This is a genomic window from Nonomuraea sp. NPDC048916 (assembly GCF_040649575.1).
Lineage (GTDB): Bacteria > Actinomycetota > Actinomycetes > Streptosporangiales > Streptosporangiaceae > Nonomuraea.
This window is the reverse complement of record NZ_JBEZFS010000025.1, coordinates 1-19,087: the sequence shown is the minus strand read 5'-3', so window position 1 is coordinate 19,087 and position 19,087 is coordinate 1. Positions and strand designations below refer to the sequence as shown.

Sequence of the window (19,087 nt, the reverse complement as noted above, 5' to 3'; positions counted from 1 at the left end):
TCATCAAACAGGGCTTCGGCGTCAAGGTTTTTAACGACACATCGTCATAAAAGGAGGGCGAGATGGATCTGGTGCGCATCCGGGCGGACCTGGCCGGCGCGGAGGTCGCCGTCTGGTGGACCGGCGACGTGTACGCGTGGCTGCCCGGCGACGGGCCCCATCACCTGTTCGGCTTCGAGGGCGTGAACGTCGCCCGCGCCGTGGCCGGCGGCGACGGCTACCGCCTGCTCGCCCGCGAGACCGCCCGCTATCTGGACCCGGCGACCCGGGAGACGCTGGAAACCTGGGACAACCGGTACTCGGGCGAGCGGGTGCGGGTCCTGCACGTCTGGAACGACCCGGTCAACCTGCGCTGGCCCGCGGGTCTCGCCGCGCCCACGACCCGGGTCGGCGAGAACGTGGTCGTCAACACCGACGTGCTGCTGGCCTATCCCTCGCCGCTGCCGGTGGCCGAGTTCCCGGCCAACTCGGCGGACGACACCTACCGGGCGATGGAGTTGTTCCAGTTCTTCGCGCGTGCGGCCGACTTCGACGATCCGGCCGTGGGCAACGTGCCCTGCGTCCTGTCGTGGACCCGGGTCGCGCCCTGGCTGCCCTGGATGCGGATGGCCGACCGCCCCGGCGCGCTGGTCTACCACTGCCGGGGCGCGAAGGCGGCGGGCTGGGGCGACGTGCCCGCGCGCCTTCGAGCCTTCGTGGAAGAGCGGGCCCCGCACTTCGCGCACGCCCCCGGGGAGTGGTCCGCGCCGAACGAGACCAGCTGGACGTACTTCAAGGCAATCCATCGTTCGGATGATGACGGAGTGTCGTAAAGAAGCTTCCGCATCCCGCAGAGGCGGCCTACTATTCCATCAATTTATACGGCTTTCCGCATATGGGAACGAGTGGTCTCTTGGCCTCCTACCTCCTCCGGCGCGTGATCGCCCTGCTGACCACGGTCTTCGTGGTGGTGTCCCTGGTCTTCGTCCTGCTGCGGCTCTCCCCGGGGAGCCCCCTCTACACCCTGCTCGGCTACAGCTACAGCGAGGAGGGCAGGGCCGCGGTGGCCACGCGGCTCGGCCTGGACGCCTCGATCCCCGAGCAGTACATCCGTTACCTGGGCCGGTTGCTCGGCGGCGACCTGGGCAGCTCGATCTTCTCCGAGCAGCCCGTGGCGACGCTGCTGGCCCAGAGACTGCCCGTCTCCCTCGAACTCGGTCTGCTCGCGGCGGGGGCCTGGATGGGCGTGGGCGTCGCCGCCGGCGCGATCGCCGCGCTGCGTCGCGGCTCGTTCGCCGACGGACTCGTCCGCGTGGTGAGCGTGGTGGCGCTGTCGGTGCCCAGCTTCTGGCTGGGGCTCGTCTGTGTGCTCGTCTTCGGCGTCTACATCACCGGCGTGTTCCCCTCCGGCGGCTACGTGCCACCGGCCGATGGCCTGGCCGCCCATCTGAACAGCCTGGTGCTGCCCGCCTTCGTCCTGGGCCTGCCCGCGTTCGCGGTCGTGGCCCGCACCCTGCGCGGCTCGCTCATGGAGGTCCTCGATCGCGACTACGTCTCCTTCGCCACCACCATGGGCATGCGGCGCGCCGAGCTGATCAGGAGGATCGCGCTGCGCAACGCCGCGGTCCCGCTGGTCACCGTCATGGGCCTGATGCTCGGCATGCTGGTCAGCGGGGCGATCCTGGTCGAGAACGTCTTCGGCGTCCCGGGCATCGGTCAGCTCATGGTCGACTCCTTCCGCCGCCAGGACTACCCCGTGGCCGTCGGCTGCTGCCTGACCGTGGCGCTGCTCTACCTCGTCACGAACCTGCTGGTCGACCTCGCCCAGCTGCTGATCGACCCCCGGATCCGCGAGGGGGTCCTGCGGTGAGCCTGACCCGATTCGGCATCGCGTGCGCGGGCCTGTTCTGCCTGCTGGCCGTGCTCGGCCCGCTGCTGACCGGCGCCCCGGACGCGACCGGTCCCGATGTGCTGGCCGGGCCCAGCCTGGCGCACCCGTTCGGCACCGACCAGCTCGGCCGGGACCTGCTGGCTCGCACCGCCGCCGGGACCCGGGTCTCGCTGCTGGTCAGCCTCGCCGCCGTGGCGCTCGGGCTGCTGCTGGCGCTGCCGCTCGGCCTGCTGGCCGGATATCTGCGCGGCAGCCTGCTCGACGACCTGGTCATGCGCGCCTTGGAGATCATCCAGGCGCTGCCCATGTTCGTGCTGGCCATGTTCGTCATCGGGCTCAGCGGCACGGCCACCGTTCATCTGGGCCCGATCCCGATCACCATGACGGTCAAGGTGGTGCTGCTGCTCGGCGTCGCCTTCGTGCCCTACTTCGCCAGAGTCGCGCGGGCGGCGACGCTGGTGGAGATGGGGCAGGACTACATGCCCGCGCTCCGGGTGATCGGCGTCCGCCGCGGGCGGATCATCCTCGGTGAGCTGCTGCCCAACGTCGCCCCGGCCATGGCCGTCCAGGCTTTCCTCGCCATGGCGCTGGCCGTCTTCGCCGAGAGCGGACTCGGCTTCCTCGGCCTGGGCGTCCAGCTTCCCCAGGCCACACTCGGCAATCTGACCGGCGGCGGAACCGGATACCTGCCCGCCGGCATCTGGTGGTATTCGGTGCTCCCCGGCGTGGTCATGCTCGCCGGAATCCTCGGTTTCAACCTGATCGGCGACGCACTGACCGACAAGCTGCGAAGGGTTGCCTGATGAGTCGTCCCGCATGGTCCCGCCGTCGCCTGCTCGCCGCCTTGGGCGCGCTACCGCTGGCGGCCGCCTGCGCCCCACGAGCAGCCCGCACGGCAGGCGGCACCCTGCGGATCGGCGTGGCCGCGGGCCCGAGCAACCTCAATCCGCTGGACTCCGGCAGCGAGGTGACCCGCTGGATCGCCGAGCCGGTGATGGAGACCCTGTACGACTACGACGCGAACCTGCGCTCGGTCCCCCTGCTGGCCGCCGCCGACCCGGTCGTCTCACCCGACGGCCTGACCTGGACCATCCCTCTCAAGCAGGGGGTGACCTTCCACAACGGCGACCCGTTCGCCGCCGAAGACGTGGTCGCCTCGCTGGCGCACGTGGCGGCCTTCGCCAGCGGCAGCGAGTGGGTCGTCTACTTCCTCGGCTACTTCGCCGGCGCCAGGGCCGTCGGCCCCGCCACGGTGGAGATCGAACTCAACCGCCCCTACGGCCTGCTCCGCTCACACCTGACCAACCTGCCGATCACGCACCGGGCCTACGCCGAGCGCAAGGACGCCATGATGGGCACCGGACCCTACCGGCTCGACAAGGTCACCGCCGGCCTCGGCTTCTCCATGAGCGCGCACCCCGGCTATCACGGCCCCAAGCCGGCCTACACCCGGCTCGACTTCCAGATCATCCCCGACGGGTCGACCCGCGCGGTCAATCTGCGGGCCGGCGGCATCGACGTCGCCACGGAGTTGCCCGTGGCCGCCTTACCCCTGCTCGACGGCCGGCCGCAGGTCACCGTCCATCGCGTGGACGCGCCCATCGACCTCCTCACCTACGTCAAGGTGGGCAGCCCTCCCTTCGACGACGCCGACTTCCGGCACGCCGTCGCCGTCTCCATAGACCGGCAGGCCGTCAACGACAAGGTCTTCGGCGGGGCGGCCGTCCTCGGTCAGGGGCCGATCGGACCGGCCGAACGCGGCTACGACCCCGAGCTCCGGATCTTCCCCGCCACTCCCGACCTGGCTCGGGCACGGGAGCTGCTGAGCGGGGTGAAGGACCCCTCCTTCACCCTCACCGTCAGCGCGGGCCAGACCATGGAGGACGTCGCGCAGGTGCTCATGCAGAACTGGGAACGGGCCGGGATCACGGTGAGGCTGGAGGTCCTGCAGGGCGGACCGTGGGCGCAACGGTGGATCGCCGGCCGATACCAGATGATCATGAACAGGTTCGCGAGCGGCTTCACGAGCGGCGACGCCAACTACCTCACCCTGTCTCCCGCGCTGTCCACGAGCGTCCTGTCCTGCGGCTATCGCAACCAGGAGGTGGACACCGCGATCGAACGGATGTGGACCACCGACGACCAGGCCGAACGCGACCGGCTTCTCGGCCAGGTCAACGCCAGGCTCGCCAGGGACGCGGTGATGTTCCCGCCCGTTTACCCGAAGATGATCGTCGGCCAGAGGACGACCGTCAGTCCTCTGGATCCAGCCGCCATGAAGATCAGCCGCCTGGGCACCCCCCGGCTCCGCCCCCGGGAGACCGCCGGTGACTGACCTGCTCACCATCGCCGACCTCCAGGTGGACTACCCGGGGGTCCGGGCCGTCCACGGGGTCTCCTTCACACTGCGCCGCGGCGAGATCCTCGGCCTGGTCGGTGAGTCCGGCAGCGGCAAGAGCAGCGTCTGCGCCGCGCTGACCCGTGTCCTGCCCGAAGGGGCGAGGATGACCGCCGGCGTCTTGAGGCTCGGCGAGCACGACCTGTCCACCCTGTCCGAAGAGGAGATGCGCCTGGTGCGCTCCTCTCGCATGGGGCTGGTGCCACAGCGGCCGATGACCTCGCTCAGCCCGGTGACCCCCGTGCTGCGCCAGCTCCGCTGGCATTCCGGGCAGGCCGATCTTCCCGGCCTGCTCGCCCAGGTCGGGCTGCGTGCCGTACTCGACCGCCCGAGAGACCATCCGCATCGCTTCTCCGGCGGCCAGCTGCAGCGGCTGCTCATCCTGCTGGCCGCCCTGGCCAGAGAGCCCGACCTGCTCATCGCCGACGAGCCGACCACCACGCTCGACCCCACGGTTCAGGCGCAGGTGCTCCGCCTGCTGCTGGAGCTGCGTGACCGGCTCGGGCTGTCGATCCTGTACGTCACGCACGATCTGGCCGTCGTGGCGCAGATCTGCGACCGGGTCGGCGTCATGTACGGCGGGCGGCTGGTCGAGACCGGCACCGTCGAGCGGATCTTCGACGCGCCCGCCCACCCCTACACCCGTGCCCTGCTGGCCGCCCTGCCAGGACGCACTCCGCCCGGAGAGCGGCTGGGCGGCCTTCCGCCGGGCCGGGCCGCCTCCCGGGGCTGCCCGTTCGCCACGCGCTGCCCCGTCGTCCTGCCCCGGTGCGAGGTGGAGGACCCGCTCCCCGTCATCCACTCGGGCAACCTGGTCCGCTGCCACCACGCACAGGAGCATCCGTGGCCCCACTGATCGAGCTCGACCACGTCAGCTATCACTACCCGCTCTCTCGCCGCCAGGTCGTGCACGCCGTGCAGGACGTCTCGTTGACGCTGCTGCCCGGCCGGACGCTCGCCGTGGTGGGCGAGTCCGGCTGCGGCAAGTCGACCCTCGCCCGGCTCGCCGTCGGGCTGCTCACCCCCACGTCGGGCGGCGTGCGGATCTCCGGCGCGCCGGCAGGACCGGCGATGACCCGCGCGGCGCGGCGAAGTGTGCAGTTCGTCTCTCAGAACCCGTGGGCGGCGCTGAATCCGCGCAAGAGCATCGGCCATTCCGTCGGGTTGCCGTTGCTGGTGCACGGCCTGTCCGACGGCGCCGCCGAGCGCTCGGCCAGAGTGGCCGAGCTGCTGGAGCAGGTGGGGCTGCCCGCCCACTACGTCTCCCGCCGGCCGGGCGGGATCAGCGGCGGCGAGCTGCAACGGGTCACCGTGGCCCGCGCGCTCGCCGCCCAGCCACGGGCCGTGGTCCTGGACGAGCCGACCGCCAGCCTCGACGTCGCCGTCAAGGCGACCGTGGTCAACCTGCTGCTGGATCTGCGCGAAGCCCTCGGCCTCGGCTACATCCTGATCACACACGAGCTCGACATCGCCCGGCACCTGGCCACTCATGTCGCCGTCATGTACCTGGGCAGGATCGTCGAGTACGGCAGCGCCGAGGAGGTCTTCGGCGCGCCGCGCCACCCCTACACGCGCACCCTGCTGGCCGCGATTCCCGTGCCCGATCCCACCCGCCGGCGGCTGGTGGCCTTGCACGGGGAGGTCCCCTCCGCGATCCGCCCGCCCTCCGGGTGCGCCTTCCATCCACGATGCCCGTACTCGTCCAGCCGATGTGAGGCCGAGATCCCGGCGCTGGTCGAGCTCGGCGGACCCGGCGGGCCCGGCGGCAGGTGGAGCGCGTGCCTGCGGGATGCAGAGATCGCCCATGCTCACCACGGCTGAGCCCGGGTGGGCGAGGAGCCCACCCACCCGGCCGGCGCGCTCAGGCGGGACGGCGCCGCCGTACCAGGAGCACCGCCACGCCGATCAGCACGAGGACGGCCACGGCGATGCCGGCCACCAGGAGGGTGTCCGGGCCGCCGTCGTCCGTGGTCTCGGCCGCGGCGGCCGGGGAGGCCGCGGGCGCGGAGGTGGGTGGGGATGCCGCCGGGGCGGACGTGGCGGCCGCCGGGGCGGCGAAGGTGACGGGCGCCTGCGCGAAGTCGCGGGTGTCCCGCGGGTTGGCGGGGTCGTTGGTCATCAGAGCGCAGGTGGTGGCGGCGCAGTCCGTCGTCCCGAACGTCGCCGCGAGCTTGATCTTCGCCTTCAGCCCGCCGTCGGCGCCGGTCGTGACCCGGGCGAAGTTGCCCGTGTCGCAGGCCTTGCCCGGCGGCTGCCCGGTGTCGCAGAGCGCGAGGAAGAGCACGGTCTCGGGGGTGAAACCGGCGCCCGTCACCGTGACCTCACCTCCGGGCGCCACGCCTTCGGCCGGTGCGACGGTCAGTTCGGGCTGCGTACCGGCGGCGGCCGGACCGGACGTCAGTGCCAGTGCGGTGAGCAGGGCGATGGCCCAGCCAAAGGGCTTGTAGGGCATCGATGGCCTCCTTGAGGCGATCTGGTCGGAACCCCGAATGTCGCTTGCGGAACACTGTTTCACGACATAGTGTCATTAAACAAGACGTCAGAACTCCCCCCAAGGACGCAGATGAGCGCGGACGTTCTGTCCTTCCCCTCGGTCGAGAAACACCGGCACCATCGCGACGTGACCGGCGGCTGGCTCCGCCCAGCGGTCTTCGGCGCCATGGACGGCCTGGTCTCCAACTTCGCCCTGATCAGCGGCGTGGTGGGCGGCGGGGCCGTCAACAGCGTCATCGTGATCACCGGGCTGGCCGGGCTCGCCGCGGGCGCCTGCTCGATGGCGGCCGGCGAATACACCTCGGTGGCCTCCCAGACCGAACTCATGCGCGCCGAGATCGAGATCGAGAAGGCCGAGCTGGCCCGGAACCCGGACGGGGAACTGGCCGAACTCACCGCCCTGTACAACGCCCGCGGGCTGGACGGGGAGACCGCCGCCAAGGTGGCCCAGCAGATCACCGCCCAGCCGGAACTGGTCTGGCGGGTGCACGTCCGGGAGGAACTCGGCGTGGACCCCGACCAGCTGCCCTCCCCCTACCTGGCGGCGAGCTCGTCGTTCTCCGCCTTCGCCGCCGGAGCGGCCATCCCGGTGCTGCCGTTCGTGTTCGGGGCCTCCGGTCTGCTGGTGGCCGCGATCGTCAGCGTGCTGGGCCTGGTGCTGGCCGGCGGCGTGGTCGCCCGGCTCACCGCGCGTCCCTGGTGGACGGGAGCCCTGCGGCAGCTGACGCTGGGTGGGTTCGCCGCGGTGGTCACGTTCGGAATCGGGAGCCTGGTGGGAGCCGGGCTCTCCTGAGAGGAGCAGGACGATGGGAATCCGGGAAGAGATGCCGCTGCTCGCCCGGCACGAGGGCCGGTGGGAGGGCGCCTACACCTACGTCGACCCTGCCGGGAAGATCATCGACGCGCACCGCGCGGAGCTGACCTGCTCCTTCCCGGCAGACGGGGAATGGGACTACTACCAGGTCAACCGCTACACCTGGCCCGACGGGAGAACCGAGGAGCACCGTTTCCCCGGCACCTATCTGGGCGGGGGCCGGTGCGCCTTCGACACCGACAGGATCAGGGGCGAGTTCTGGGCGGTCGACGACGACACCATCTACCTGTCCTGGATCTACAAGGAGCACGGCGCCGATCTGCGGCTGTTCGAGCTGATCGTGCTGAGCCCGGACGGCAACAGCCGCAGCCGCGTCTGGCAGTGGATCCGCGGCGGAGTCTGCGTGCAGCGCACCCTGATCGACGAGACCCGCGTCCTGCCGTGAAAGGACACGAGACCCGCGTCCTGCTGTGAAAGGACAGCTGTCCATGGCGAGAGGCTCGGCTGTGCCCCCCGCCCGGCAGGCCGCACGATTCCCAAGGTCGTCCGCATCGTTCCCGCCGCTCCGCAGCGCGGCGGGCAAGGTGCCCAAGCGAGAGCTCAAGGAGTCACATGCGTCCCCACGTTGAACTCATTCACGAGAAGGACTACGTCTGGCACGGCGCCGAACTGGTCGGCGGCGAGGGCCGGACGAGCGAGCGGCGGCTGTCGGTCGACGAGGAGGACGGCTCCTCCTCCCTGCGCATCGACTTCCACACGGACTGGGGCCGCGGGCCCGGCGTCCACCACGCCGACACCGAGTACTACGTGCTCGACGGCTCCATGACCTACGACGGCCGTCTCATCGGCAAGGGCGGTTACGTCCACGCTCCCAAGGGGGTCCCCACCGAGACGATCACTTTCGCCGAGGGCACCAGGATCCTGCACTACCGCGAGTACGGCGACGCCGGGTTCGATCTCGGCGCGGGCCGCTGGGCCGACGCCCGCGGGGATGTCACGGTGGCCGACTCGGACGCCATGACCTGGGACGCGGTCCCCAACGCCGGGCCGATGCCCGGACTTTTCATCAAATACCTGCACATCGACCCGGTCACCGGCTTCTACACCCGCCTGGTGCACTCCCAGGAGGGCTGGTCCGATCACCGCCTCGCCCACCACCCGTGCTACGAGGAGGCCTACACCATCGAAGGCCGGATGGAATACAACTTCGGCACGCTGGTCGGCGGCACGTACTTCTTCCGCCCGGCGCGGGTCAAGCACGGCCACTTCACCACGATGGAGGGCGGCGTGACCTGGCTGCTGCGCTCCGACGGGGAGCTGCAGAACTGGTACACCCAGAACGAGTGGGTGCGCTGGGGCGGCGAGGCGGTCAACTACGGCGCGGACGGCGGCCGGATGCGCTGGTCACAGTCCAGCCACGACCTGGGCAAGGGCTCGCCCGAGCGCAGCGAGCGCGACCTGGCCGACCTGCGGGCCTCGCTGGCCTACGCGCGGGAGCAGGGCGCCACGGACGCCGACTTCGTGCCGCACGGCACCGGCGCCGACAAGAGCCTGCTGGCCATCGCCAAGGCCCTGGACGCGGTCCGCCTCCAGGGCGGCCACGGCGAGCACGGCGAGCACGGCGAGCATGACCACAGCGACCACGACCACGACCACGACCACGAGGTGACCGCCGACTGGGGAGCAGACCCTCATTCTCTGGAACACGCCGACGAGCGCGCCGACGGTGGTTCGCACAACTGGGGAGCGGGCCGCCCGTGGAAGGCCGGCGACCCCATCCCGGCTCCGATCGTCTCCAGCCTCCCGGTCCGCAGCCGCTCCGCCGGGCGCTGGAGCACCGACGGCATGTGAGCCGGCGCATCACTGAGAGTCGGCGCATCACTGAGAGTCGGCGCATCACTGAGCCGGCGCATCACTGAGCCGGCGCATCACTGAGCCGGCGCATCACTGAGCCGGCCGAGCGTGAGCCGGCTCGGTCGTCAGCGGATCCCGCCGCGGTGGAGGAGGGGAGCCGGCCCGCTCTGGCGGCCGTCAGGGTGTTTCACTTCGGGACATGGCCCATCCGGGCCGAGAGCCTGCCGGTGGCCTCCAGCAGCGCCTCGGCGCACTGCTTCTCCTCACCGCGGAAACGCTCCTGCGGACCGCAGACGCTCAGCACGGCGACAGGGGCGCCGTGATGGTCGAAGATGGGCGCGGCCACCGAGGCGGAGCCCGGCTGGCGCTCGGCGGTGGATTTGGCGTATCCCCGGCGGCGGATCGCGGCCAGGTCCTTGCGCAGCACGTCCTCGTGGACGAGCGTGCGCTCGGTCAGCCGGTTGAGCGGGACGGTGCGGAAGTAGGCGTCCACCTCCTCTTCCGACAGGAAGGCCAGGAACGCCTTGGATGAGGCGCCGGCGTGCAGCGGGTAGCTCACCCCCAGCGTCACCGACATGATCACTTCCCGGCTGGGGGTGACCTGGTCGACGTAGACGCGCGACGATCCGGTGCGGATGGACAGGGTGGCGGTCTCGGACAACGTCCGCGACAGGGCGACCAGCTCGGGGGCCGCCAGGCGGCGGACGTCGAGCCGGTCGAGGTAGGCCAGGCCCAGCCGCATCGCCGTCAGCCCGAGTGAGTAGCGACGGGTCTCCTCGTCCAGGTCGATCAGGCCGCGCAACCGCAGCGAAGCCAGGATGCGGTGCACCGCCGCCTTGGACATCTCCAGCTTTTCGGCGATCTCCGTGACTCCCAGCGTGCGAGCGTCCGGATCGGCGAACAGGACGAACACGTCGGCGGCTCGTTCCACGGTGGCGACGGTCTGGCTGGCGCCCTCACCGCCGCGGCGGCGTAGTGGTTTGGAGGTGTCGATCGGCATGTGGTGTTCCTACTCATCGGCGCCCCAGTCCCACCGGCACGGGCGGGTCGGTGACGATCCTAGTGTCGAGGAAATCCCACCACGTTTCCTGTGAGACCCGTTCGTTCTCCCAGCCCTGGTCGCTCTTGAGCTCGGCGAGCCGCGCACGGTAGTCGCCCCAGGCCGACTCGTCGTCGAAGGCGGCCCAGTTCTCCAGCACGTAGACGTCGCCGACGACGCTGTAGTACCAGCGCACCTCCCTGACCATGGGCAGGTCACGGTAGAAGAAGCGCTCGCGCTGCTCCAGCCAGGCCCAGAAGGACTTCATGTCCCGGCGGGCGGCCTCGGTGAGCCGCATCCGGTAGACGAGGTAGATCATGCAGCAGCCTCTCGCGATGTGTGACGCACACCTCCAGTCTGGAACAGCTTTCCTTAAATTGGAACACCTTGGGGATCGTCTGTGTCGTGGCGATGACCGCTGCCCACGGCCGCCGGAGACAGGATTCGATCTATAGGATTCGAGGCGAAAGTCGCAGATTGCGGGGAATGTGCCAGTCGGATGGAGTTTGCGGACGGTGACGGGAAAGCCACGGCTGTACGGGTGGATGATCGCGCTGGCCGCGGTGGTCCTTTTCGCGGACCAGGCGTCGAAGACTTGGGCGATCTCGGCGCTCTCGGACGGCGAGCGCGTCACGGTGATCCCGCGGCTGATCCAGCTGCGGCTGCTGTACAACCCCGGCGCCGCGTTCTCGATCGGGACGGAGATGACGTGGGTGTTCGCCCTGACGTCGGCCATCGCGGTCGTTGCCGTCCTGTACACCGGGCGGCGGCTGCGCTCGCCCGCCTGGACCGCCGTGCTGGGCGGGCTCCTGGGCGGTGCCGCGTCCCACCTGCTTGATCGCCTCTTGCGTCCACCCGGCTTCGGTCAGGGGCATGTTGTCGACTTCATCAGCTACGGCGGCCTGTTCGTCGGCAACGTCGCCGACATCGCCCTCACCGGAAGCTGTGCCCTGCTCGCGCTGCTCAGCCTGCGCAACGTCCCCCTCGGGGACGTGACCGACGAGGGCACCTCTGAGCGCCGTCCCCTGCCTTCTGCGGATGAAGGCTCCCTCTGAAGGCGTGGGAGTCATCCGGCTCGTCAGAGGTCACCGCGGCCGGATGAGTCCCTTTCTCGTCGCGGCGGCGACGGCGGCGGTGCGCGAGTCGACGTCGAGCTTGGCGTAGATGTGCACCAGGTGGGTCTTGACGGTGGTCTCGCTGAGGAACATCCGCTTGCTGATCTGGCGGTTGGACAGGCCCTCTGCCACGTGGCCGAGGACCTCCAGCTCCCTGGGGCTGAGGGTGGCGTCCGGGGTCCGCACCCGGCCCAGCAGCCGGGAGGCGACGCTCGGCGCCAGGGCGCTGGCGCCGCTCGCGGCCGAGCGGATGGCGGCGTGCAACTCCTCGGAGGGAGCGTCCTTCAGCAGGTAGCCGGTCGCGCCCGCGTCGATCGCGGCCAGGATGTCGGAGTCGGTGTCGAAGGTCGTCAGCACGAGCACGCGGGGGCCGCCGAGGGCGACGATGCGCCGGGTGGCCTCGCTGCCGTGGATGCCCGCGCCGAGCTGGAGGTCCATCAGGACCACGTCGGGCGCGAGCAGGGCGGCCAGCTCGGCGCCCCTCTCCCCCGTGGCCGCCTCGCCGACCAGGTCGAAGTCGGGCTGCCCGGCCAGCATCGCGCGGATGCCGGAGCGCACGACGGGATGGTCGTCGACCAGGACGATGCGGATCATGTCCGGACTTCCGCGACCGGAGGCAGCGGCAGGGTGGCGGCGATGGCCGTACCCTCGCCGGGAGCCGATTCGACGGTGAGCGCGCCGCCCAGGGCGGCCACCCGCTCGCGCATGGCGCGCAGGCCGAACCCCGTGGCCGCCTCCGGGTCGAATCCGCGGCCGTCGTCGACCACGTCCAGCACGACCATGTCGTCCAGATAGGTGAGGGTCACTCCGGCGTTGGCGGCCGTGGAGTGGCGGCTGACGTTGCCCAGGGCGCCCTGGGTGATGCGCAGCAGAGCCAGGTCGTAGGCGGCGGGGAGCGGCACCGGCGTGCCGGACACCTCGACCCGGATGCGCGTCGAGGCGCCCGCGGTGGCGGTGGCGCCGATCCGGTGCAGGGCGGCGGCCAGGGAGGAGTGCTGCAGAGCGGGCGGCGCGAGCGCGCGGACGAAGTTGCGCGCCTCTTCCAGGTTCTCCCGCGCGGCGCGTTCGGCCTCGGCCATCCGCCGGCCGGCCTCCTCCGGCCGGTCGGCCAGGTCCCGGTGGGCGGCGCGCAGCAGCAGGATGATGCTGGACATGCCCTGCGCCAGGGTGTCGTGGATCTCCCTGGCCAGTCTCTCCCGCTCGGCCAGCCGCGCCGCGTCGCTCTCGGCCTCGACCAGCTTGCCCCGGGTGCGGACCAGGTCGTCGATCAGCTCCCGGCGCTGCTCGCTCTCGGAGTGGAGCGCCTTGTACACCAGTGCCATGAGCGTGGCCACGACGGCGCCGATGGTGGGACCCACCACCTGAGCCGCGCTCAGCCCGTGCTCGTGCCAGCCGGAGGCGGCGATCGCCGCCACGGTCAGCACGGCCACTCCGGGCAGGGCGACCGCCAGCGGCAACACGTGCAGGTAGGCGAAGAACAGCGGGAAGGCCAGCCAGACGAACTGGGGCGCGGCCAGGGCCAGCGCCGCCCAGCCGAACGTGACCACCACCAGCCAGACCCGGCCCAGCATCAGGTGAGCGGGTTCGCCGAAGTGCGGCAGGCGTCCCTCGATGACGATGCCCATCCCGTACAGGACTCCCAAGGCCACGCCGCCCGCCACGAGGGCGCTCTGTCCCTGGCGCGCGACACCGGCCAGCGCGATCACCAGAAGGATCGCGAACGTGCCATGGATCACCCACCTGAGCAACCGGAGCGCCGGCGGGAACGGAAAGTTCATCATCTCTAACTCAGAGTAGGTGAGATCGGTCAGCCCTCGCATCGTTCAAAAGGTGTATTCCGGCTGTCCGAAGGAGCGACGACACACGGGTCTTCCTCACGATGCGCCGGCCGGGTCGGCCCGAGCACGCTGGAGAGCACACAGACCAGTCCAGACTTCACGGGGGGATGCGCCGTGTTCGTGGCGCTCAGAGACCTGCGTTTCGCCAAAGGACGGTTCGCCCTGATGGGCGCCGTCGTCTTTCTCATCACGCTTCTGGTGACCATGCTCTCCGGGCTCACCGCCGGGCTGGCCAGGGAGAACATCTCCGCCATCGAGAACCTGCCCGCCGACCACATCGTCTTCGACGGCGGCGAGAAACCGGCCTTCGCCGACAGCCGGATCACCGACGCCGTCTGGAAGGGCTGGCAGGAGGTGGACGGCGTCACGGCCGAGCGCCTCGGCGTCTCCATGGGCCGCCTCACGTATGGGGAGGAGAGCGCGGGAGTCGCCGTCTTCGGCGCGCGGCCCGGCGGCGAGCTCGCCGGAGACACGGTCGGCACCGGCACGGTCGTCCTGTCGGCCGCGCTGGCCACCGAGACGGGCCTGACCTCCGGCGACAAGGTGCGGATCTCCGGGCGCGACTTCACCGTGGCGGGTGATGGAGGCGAGGCGTCCTACAGCCACACCCCGGTCGCCTGGATCAGCATCGGCGACTGGGAGTGGATGGGCCGCCAGGGGGGCGCGGACACCGTCGCGACGGTCCTGGCCCTGCGGACCAGCGGCGAAGCCGACCTGGCCGGCGCCGACGAGCGGCTGGGCACCACCACCGTGCCGCTGGCCGACGCGCCGGCCGCGATCGGCTCGTTCTCCTCCGAGAACGGTTCGCTCCAGCTCATGCGCGGCTTCCTGTTCGCCATCTCCGCCCTGGTCATCGGCGCCTTCTTCACCGTCTGGACGATCCAGCGGCGCGGCGACGTCGCGGTGCTCAAGGCGCTCGGCGCGAGCACCGGCTACCTGCTGCGCGACGCGCTCGCCCAGGCCGTCATCGTCCTGTTGCTCGGCGCGGGCGTCGGCGGAGCGCTCGGGGCGGGGCTCGGCGCGCTGGCCGATGGCACGGTTCCGTTCGTGCTGACCGCCGCCACGACGGTCGTCCCCGTCGCCGTGATGGTCCTGCTCGGCGCACTCGGCGCCGGCCTGGCCATCCGCAAGATCACCTCCGTCGACCCGCTGATCGCCCTGGGAGCAGCCCGATGACCCTCAAGCTCACCGATGTCGTCCTGACCTACCCCGACGGCGACCGTACGCTCACCGCGCTCGACCACGTCGGGCTGGCCGTCGCGCCGGGCGAGTTCACCGCCGTCGTCGGCCCTTCCGGCTCGGGCAAGTCCAGCCTGCTCGCCGTGGCCGCCACCCTCATCGCCCCCGCCTCAGGGGACGTGTCGGTCGCCGGGCACGACGTCTCCACCGCCTCTCCCGCCACCCGGACCCGGATCCGTCGCGACAACATCGGGATCGTGTTCCAGCAGGCGAACCTTCTGTCCTCGCTCACCACGCTCGAACAGCTGCTGGTCATGGCCCACCTGGCCGGGCGGCCTGTCCGTGACGCCGCGGTCCGGGCTCGCGAGCTCCTGCACGCCGTGGGCCTGGCGGACAAGGAGCGCAGGCGCCCGCACGAGCTGTCGGGAGGCGAGCGGCAGCGCGTCAACATCGCCAGGGCGCTGATGAACTCGCCGGAGGTCCTGCTCGTGGATGAGCCGACCAGCGCCCTCGACCACCGGCGCGGTGAACAGATCGTCTCCCTGCTCGCCGACCTGACCAAGGAGAACGGCCTGGCCACTGTCATGGTCACGCACGACCTGGCCGCCCTGTCGGCAGTGGACACCGTGCTCGCCATGGCCGACGGCAGGCTCACCGCGGAAGTCCCCGCCATCAGCGGCCGGGCCGCCCGCTGATCCAAGGCGATCGCCTCGGTCCGGCCGGCGCGAGGAGTCCTGGGGTGATCCCAGGGCGTCGCGCGGTGGATGCCCGGCCGGGGCTTCGTGCGGCGTCACGTTGTTTCTTCCGCCGGCGCGGGGTCCGGTGTACTTTCCATTTTGAGGAACGCCGTTTCAAACCGGGAAGGCCTGAGTGACGAACACCTCATACCGCGCACTGGCTCTGCAGACCGCGACCCACTCGGTCACCGGCCTGTCCGTGACCGACGCCCGTGCCGCGATCGAAACGGCCATCGCCCGGATCGGCGCCCAGATCCGCGCGTCGCGCGCCTGGATCGGGCCCGACCTGCGGCTGGTGGTGCTGCCCGAGTACGCGCTGACCGGGTTCCCCCTGGGCGAGCCCATCCCCGCCTGGCGGGACAAGGCCGCGCTCCCACCCGGCGGACCGGAGTACGAGGCGCTGGGCGCGATCGCCCAGGAGCAGGGGATCCACCTGGTCGTCAACGCCTACGAGAGCGATCCGCACTTCCCCGACCTGTACTTCCAGGCCTGTGTCGTCCTCGGCCCCACCGGAGAGGAGGTGCTGCGTGCCAGGCGGCTGTACTCGATGTACTCGCCCACTCCCTACGACGTGTGGAGCCGCTACCTGGACGCCTACGGCCGGGACTCGGTGCTGCCGGTGGCCCGCACACCGCTCGGCAACCTGGCCTGCCTGTCCTCGGAGGAGATCCTCTATCCCGAGTTGTCCCGTTCCCTGGCCCTGCGCGGCGCCGAGGTGCTGTGCCAGCCGACGTCCGAGGCCTCCAGCCCGCGGCTCACGCCCAAGGCGATCGCCCGCCGGGCCCGTGCCATCGAGAACCTCGCCTACCTCGTCTCCGCCAACAGCGGCGGCCTGACCGGCATCGCGATCCCGGCCGACTCCACCTCCGGCGGCTCCGAGCTGATCGACTTCGAGGGCCGGGTGCTGGCTCAGGCCGGGCCGGGCGAGAGCCTGGTGGCCGCGGCCGAGCTCGACCTGGCCGCGCTGCGTCGCCACCGGGCGCGGCCCGGCATGGGCAACCTGCTCTCTCGCGCCAAGCCCGCTCTCTGGGCCGGCGAGTACGGCAGGCTCGAAGGCGAACGCCCCGACGAGCTGGGCGACGCCGTGCCCGATCGGAGCTGGTTCGGCCGGCGGCAGCGCGCGACGCTCGACCGGTTGCGCGAGGCTGGGGTGATCTCATGACGCGCGGGTCGTACCAGATACGCGATCCCCTCACCGGCGAGGTGGAGCGCGAGCTGTGCCCGCCCTCGCCCACCGAGCTGGCTGAGATCGTGTCGCGGTTGCGCGGCGCGCAGCCGCGCTGGGCCGAGCTGGGCGCGCACGGGCGCGCCGCGGCGCTGCTGGCCTGGCGGGACGAACTCGCCGCCGCGCAGGACACCATGGTGACCGCGCTGAGCGCCGACACCGGGCGGCACCTCGAATCGGTCATGGAGCTGCGCGGCGTGCTGGGCATGCTGGAACGCTGGGCCGCGCAGGCGCCCGCGCTGCTGACCCCGCCGCCTCCGGGCACTTCGGCGGTCACGAGCATCGAGATACGCGGAGCGCTGCTGCCGTATCAGCTCGCCGGAGTCATCAGCCCATGGAACTTCCCGCTCCTGCTGGGTCTCATCGACGTCATCCCGGCGCTCGCCGCGGGGTGCGCCGTCCTGGCGAAACCGAGCGAGGTCACCCCGCGCTTCATCGCCCCTCTCATGGAGACCGTCCGCCGGGTGCCCGCCCTGTCCGAGGTGATGTGCCTCGTCGAGGGGGGCGGTGACGTCGGCGCCGAGCTGGTCGGCCTGGTCGACGTGCTCGCCTTCACCGGCAGCGTGCCCACCGGCCGCGCTGTCGGCGCGGCCGCCGCGGCGGCGTTCATCCCGGCCTTCCTCGAACTCGGCGGCAAGGATCCCGCGATCGTCCTTGCCGGGGCCGATCTGGAGCGGGCCGGTTCGGCCATCCTGTGGGGTGCCACCGCCAATGCCGGGCAGTCCTGCCTGTCGATCGAGCGGGTCTACGTCGAGGAGCCGCTGTTCGAGGAGTTCGCTGAGCTGATCACGGCCAAGGCGGCAGGGCTCCGGCTGACGGCCGAGGGGGGCCGGATCGGCCCGCTGATCGACCCCGGCCAGGCGCGGATCATCGAGCGGCACCTCGCCGACGCCTTCGCCCGGGGTGCCGTCGCACGGTGTGGCGGCCGGGTCGAGACACTCGGCGGCGGCCGGTGGTGCCGGCCCACCGTGTTGACCGGCGTGGACCACACCATGCTGGTCATGACCGAGGAGACCTTCGGGCCGATCATCCCGATCATGCCGGTCCGCGACGTCGAGCACGCCGTGGCGCTGGCCAACGACTCGGCTTTCGGCCTGTCGGGCGCTGTTTTCGGATCGAGCACCCCGGCCGCCCTGGAGGTCGCCTCCCGGCTCCAGGTCGGCGCCGTGAGCGTGAACGACGCGGCGCTGACCGCCTTCGTCCACGAGGGAACGAAGAACTCCTTCAAGTTCTCCGGCCTGGGCGGATCACGCATGGGCCCGGCCGCTCTCTCGCGATTCGTGCGCCACCAGGCCCAGCTGGTCAACCTGTCGCCCGACCCCGACCCCTGGTGGCACTGACGTGCCCCCCGGCAGCGCAGGGCGCCGGTCGTAGCTGCGGCCGTGGCCCGGTCTCCGGCCGCCGGACCGGCAGTGGGCGTCGGCGCCGTCCTCCTCTGATCCGCTCCCCTCACCCGGCTCCCCCCGGACCAGCCGGCGGAGGTTGGTGAACACCCGTGACGATCAGGGCGGGAATGCCCTGGTCACCGATCCTGCGGGCCTTCGGGTGGCGCGACGGGAAAGACGCAGGACAGGGCGCGGCGCAGGGTGGCGGCGAAGGATTCGGTGTTGCCGGGCTCGAGCCAGCGCCGTCCCGCCACGCGGACGGTGCCGACGACCGCCGCGGCCGTGACGGCGGGGAACAGGTCGCGGCCGGGGTCGGCGCCGGTGCGCGTGGCGATCGCCTCGGCGAGCGGGCCCTCGGCCATGCTGAACGCCTTCAGCGCCTCGCCCTCCAGCTCGGGCGTCGACATGATCATGCGCAGGCCGGCCTTGTCGGGCTCGGGGTTGGTGTAGAGCTCGATCACGGCCGCGATGACGGCCTGGCCGAGCGGCTCGTCGGCGGGCCGGGAGCGCAGCGCCTGCCCCGCGCGCCTGGACTGGTCGGCCTGGAAGGCGCAGATCGCCTCCGCCCTGCTGGAGAAGTAGTTGTTGTAGGTGCGGGGTGAGACTCCCGCGGCCGTGGCGATGTCATGGACGCGGACAAGGGCCAGCCCGTTGGGGCCTTGCTCGATGGCCAGGCGCAGCGCGGCCTGGCCGATCGCCTCCCGGGTGGCCTGGCTGTTGCGTGCCCGGAGGTCCATGGCGTCGTCGTTCATGGTGTCGACTCTACCCGATGTTGCGCGGCGCGCACTAGGTGCGTGACACGCAAGTTGTGGGTAGAGTGCGGTGGAGCGCCTGGCACTTGCGCCTGGAGAGTGCCAACCACAGGCGTGTGCCGGGACGGCGAGGTCCGCCGGCAGGCCGGCCGGCAGGCCGGCCGCCCGCCGGCGGACCGTCCGTCGCGGGCGCCGTCCCGGAGACCCCCTATCGAGAGCAGGAGCAGGGATGACTTCGAAAATGATCGCGTTTGACGAGGACGCCCGGCGCGGTCTCGAGCGCGGTATGAACCAGCTCGCCGACGCCGTCAAGGTGACCCTCGGCCCCAAGGGCCGCAACGTCGTGCTGGAGAAGAAGTGGGGCGCCCCCACGATCACCAACGACGGC

At 71.2% G+C, this 19,087-nt stretch carries 20 protein-coding genes; 14 read left to right on the top strand and 6 right to left on the bottom strand.

The genetic code is table 11. The features are described 5' to 3' along the window. Positions 1 to 62: 62 nt before the first annotated feature. The 6 genes from AB0C16_RS25930 to AB0C16_RS25905 all read left to right on the top strand — a co-directional run bounded on the left by AB0C16_RS25930 (position 63) and on the right by AB0C16_RS25905 (position 6,089). Positions 63 to 812, top strand: coding sequence for a DUF1838 family protein (locus AB0C16_RS25930; RefSeq protein ID WP_357686511.1), 750 nt, complete (start codon positions 63 to 65; stop codon positions 810 to 812). Between the two features lie 80 nt (positions 813 to 892). Further along, on the top strand, positions 893 to 1,849 hold the full coding sequence (locus AB0C16_RS25925) for an ABC transporter permease (RefSeq protein WP_357686510.1): 957 nt from the start codon (positions 893 to 895) through the stop codon (positions 1,847 to 1,849). Beyond that, the gene (locus AB0C16_RS25920) at positions 1,846 to 2,673 is read left to right on the top strand and encodes an ABC transporter permease (protein WP_357686509.1); all 828 of its coding nucleotides are present in this window, start codon (positions 1,846 to 1,848) and stop codon (positions 2,671 to 2,673) included. The genes AB0C16_RS25925 and AB0C16_RS25920 overlap by 4 nt, the downstream gene beginning before the upstream one ends. Then, positions 2,673 to 4,205, top strand: coding sequence for an ABC transporter substrate-binding protein (locus AB0C16_RS25915; protein WP_357686508.1), 1,533 nt, complete (start codon positions 2,673 to 2,675; stop codon positions 4,203 to 4,205). Before AB0C16_RS25920 ends, AB0C16_RS25915 begins: the two co-directional genes overlap by 1 nt. Continuing rightward, positions 4,198 to 5,124 carry an ABC transporter ATP-binding protein gene (locus AB0C16_RS25910; protein ID WP_357686507.1) on the top strand — a complete coding sequence of 309 codons (927 nt, stop codon included), beginning with the start codon at positions 4,198 to 4,200 and terminating at the stop codon, positions 5,122 to 5,124. Before AB0C16_RS25915 ends, AB0C16_RS25910 begins: the two co-directional genes overlap by 8 nt. Further along, entirely contained in the window at positions 5,112 to 6,089 is a 978-nt protein-coding gene (locus AB0C16_RS25905) for an oligopeptide/dipeptide ABC transporter ATP-binding protein (protein ID WP_357686506.1), read from the top strand. The genes AB0C16_RS25910 and AB0C16_RS25905 overlap by 13 nt, the downstream gene beginning before the upstream one ends. A 40-nt stretch (positions 6,090 to 6,129) precedes the next feature. Here AB0C16_RS25905 and AB0C16_RS25900 read toward each other — a convergent pair whose 3' ends face one another. Next, a complete protein-coding gene (locus tag AB0C16_RS25900) occupies positions 6,130 to 6,720 on the bottom strand; it encodes a neocarzinostatin apoprotein domain-containing protein (protein ID WP_357686504.1) in 591 nt (196 codons plus the stop codon). 111 nt (positions 6,721 to 6,831) lie between these two features. On the opposite strand from AB0C16_RS25900, the gene AB0C16_RS25895 reads away from it, so the two are divergent. The 3 genes from AB0C16_RS25895 (at position 6,832) to AB0C16_RS25885 (ending at position 9,426) form a co-directional block, all read left to right on the top strand. Continuing rightward, positions 6,832 to 7,554, top strand: a complete 723-nt coding sequence (locus AB0C16_RS25895; RefSeq protein ID WP_357686503.1) for a VIT1/CCC1 transporter family protein — start codon at positions 6,832 to 6,834, stop codon at positions 7,552 to 7,554. Positions 7,555 to 7,567: 13 nt separating this feature from the next. Further along, positions 7,568 to 8,020 (top strand): DUF3598 family protein, encoded by a 453-nt coding sequence (locus tag AB0C16_RS25890; RefSeq protein WP_357686502.1) that lies wholly within the window; start codon positions 7,568 to 7,570, stop codon positions 8,018 to 8,020. 167 nt (positions 8,021 to 8,187) lie between these two features. Continuing rightward, positions 8,188 to 9,426, top strand: coding sequence for a DUF4437 domain-containing protein (locus AB0C16_RS25885; RefSeq protein WP_357686500.1), 1,239 nt, complete (start codon positions 8,188 to 8,190; stop codon positions 9,424 to 9,426). Between the two features lie 190 nt (positions 9,427 to 9,616). On the opposite strand, the gene AB0C16_RS25880 is transcribed toward AB0C16_RS25885, so the two are convergent. Further along, positions 9,617 to 10,429, bottom strand: a complete 813-nt coding sequence (locus tag AB0C16_RS25880) for an IclR family transcriptional regulator (RefSeq protein WP_357686499.1) — start codon at positions 10,427 to 10,429, stop codon at positions 9,617 to 9,619. Positions 10,430 to 10,442: 13 nt separating this feature from the next. Beyond that, positions 10,443 to 10,787 carry a hypothetical protein gene (locus tag AB0C16_RS25875; protein ID WP_357686498.1) on the bottom strand — a complete coding sequence of 115 codons (345 nt, stop codon included), beginning with the start codon at positions 10,785 to 10,787 and terminating at the stop codon, positions 10,443 to 10,445. 226 nt (positions 10,788 to 11,013) lie between these two features. Here AB0C16_RS25875 and AB0C16_RS25870 point away from each other — a divergent pair, with 226 nt between their 5' ends. Continuing rightward, on the top strand, positions 11,014 to 11,523 hold the full coding sequence (locus tag AB0C16_RS25870) for a signal peptidase II (RefSeq protein ID WP_357686497.1): 510 nt from the start codon (positions 11,014 to 11,016) through the stop codon (positions 11,521 to 11,523). 30 nt (positions 11,524 to 11,553) lie between these two features. Here AB0C16_RS25870 and AB0C16_RS25865 read toward each other — a convergent pair whose 3' ends face one another. Further along, positions 11,554 to 12,177 carry a response regulator transcription factor gene (locus AB0C16_RS25865; protein WP_357686496.1) on the bottom strand — a complete coding sequence of 208 codons (624 nt, stop codon included), beginning with the start codon at positions 12,175 to 12,177 and terminating at the stop codon, positions 11,554 to 11,556. Further along, a complete protein-coding gene (locus AB0C16_RS25860) occupies positions 12,174 to 13,364 on the bottom strand; it encodes a sensor histidine kinase (RefSeq protein ID WP_357686495.1) in 1,191 nt (396 codons plus the stop codon). Before AB0C16_RS25860 ends, AB0C16_RS25865 begins: the two co-directional genes overlap by 4 nt. Positions 13,365 to 13,535: 171 nt before the next feature. Between AB0C16_RS25860 and AB0C16_RS25855 the strand changes: the two genes are divergently transcribed. The 4 genes from AB0C16_RS25855 to AB0C16_RS25840 all read left to right on the top strand — a co-directional run bounded on the left by AB0C16_RS25855 (position 13,536) and on the right by AB0C16_RS25840 (position 17,902). Beyond that, positions 13,536 to 14,597, top strand: a complete 1,062-nt coding sequence (locus tag AB0C16_RS25855; protein ID WP_357686494.1) for an FtsX-like permease family protein — start codon at positions 13,536 to 13,538, stop codon at positions 14,595 to 14,597. Next, entirely contained in the window at positions 14,594 to 15,295 is a 702-nt protein-coding gene (locus tag AB0C16_RS25850) for an ABC transporter ATP-binding protein (protein ID WP_357686493.1), read from the top strand. The genes AB0C16_RS25855 and AB0C16_RS25850 overlap by 4 nt, the downstream gene beginning before the upstream one ends. 175 nt (positions 15,296 to 15,470) lie before the next feature. Then, positions 15,471 to 16,499, top strand: a complete 1,029-nt coding sequence (locus AB0C16_RS25845; protein ID WP_357686492.1) for a nitrilase-related carbon-nitrogen hydrolase — start codon at positions 15,471 to 15,473, stop codon at positions 16,497 to 16,499. After that, positions 16,496 to 17,902, top strand: coding sequence for an aldehyde dehydrogenase family protein (locus AB0C16_RS25840; protein ID WP_357686491.1), 1,407 nt, complete (start codon positions 16,496 to 16,498; stop codon positions 17,900 to 17,902). The genes AB0C16_RS25845 and AB0C16_RS25840 overlap by 4 nt, the downstream gene beginning before the upstream one ends. A 182-nt stretch (positions 17,903 to 18,084) precedes the next feature. On the opposite strand, the gene AB0C16_RS25835 is transcribed toward AB0C16_RS25840, so the two are convergent. Next, positions 18,085 to 18,699 (bottom strand): TetR family transcriptional regulator, encoded by a 615-nt coding sequence (locus AB0C16_RS25835; RefSeq protein WP_357686490.1) that lies wholly within the window; start codon positions 18,697 to 18,699, stop codon positions 18,085 to 18,087. Between the last annotated feature and the right edge of the window lie 388 nt (positions 18,700 to 19,087).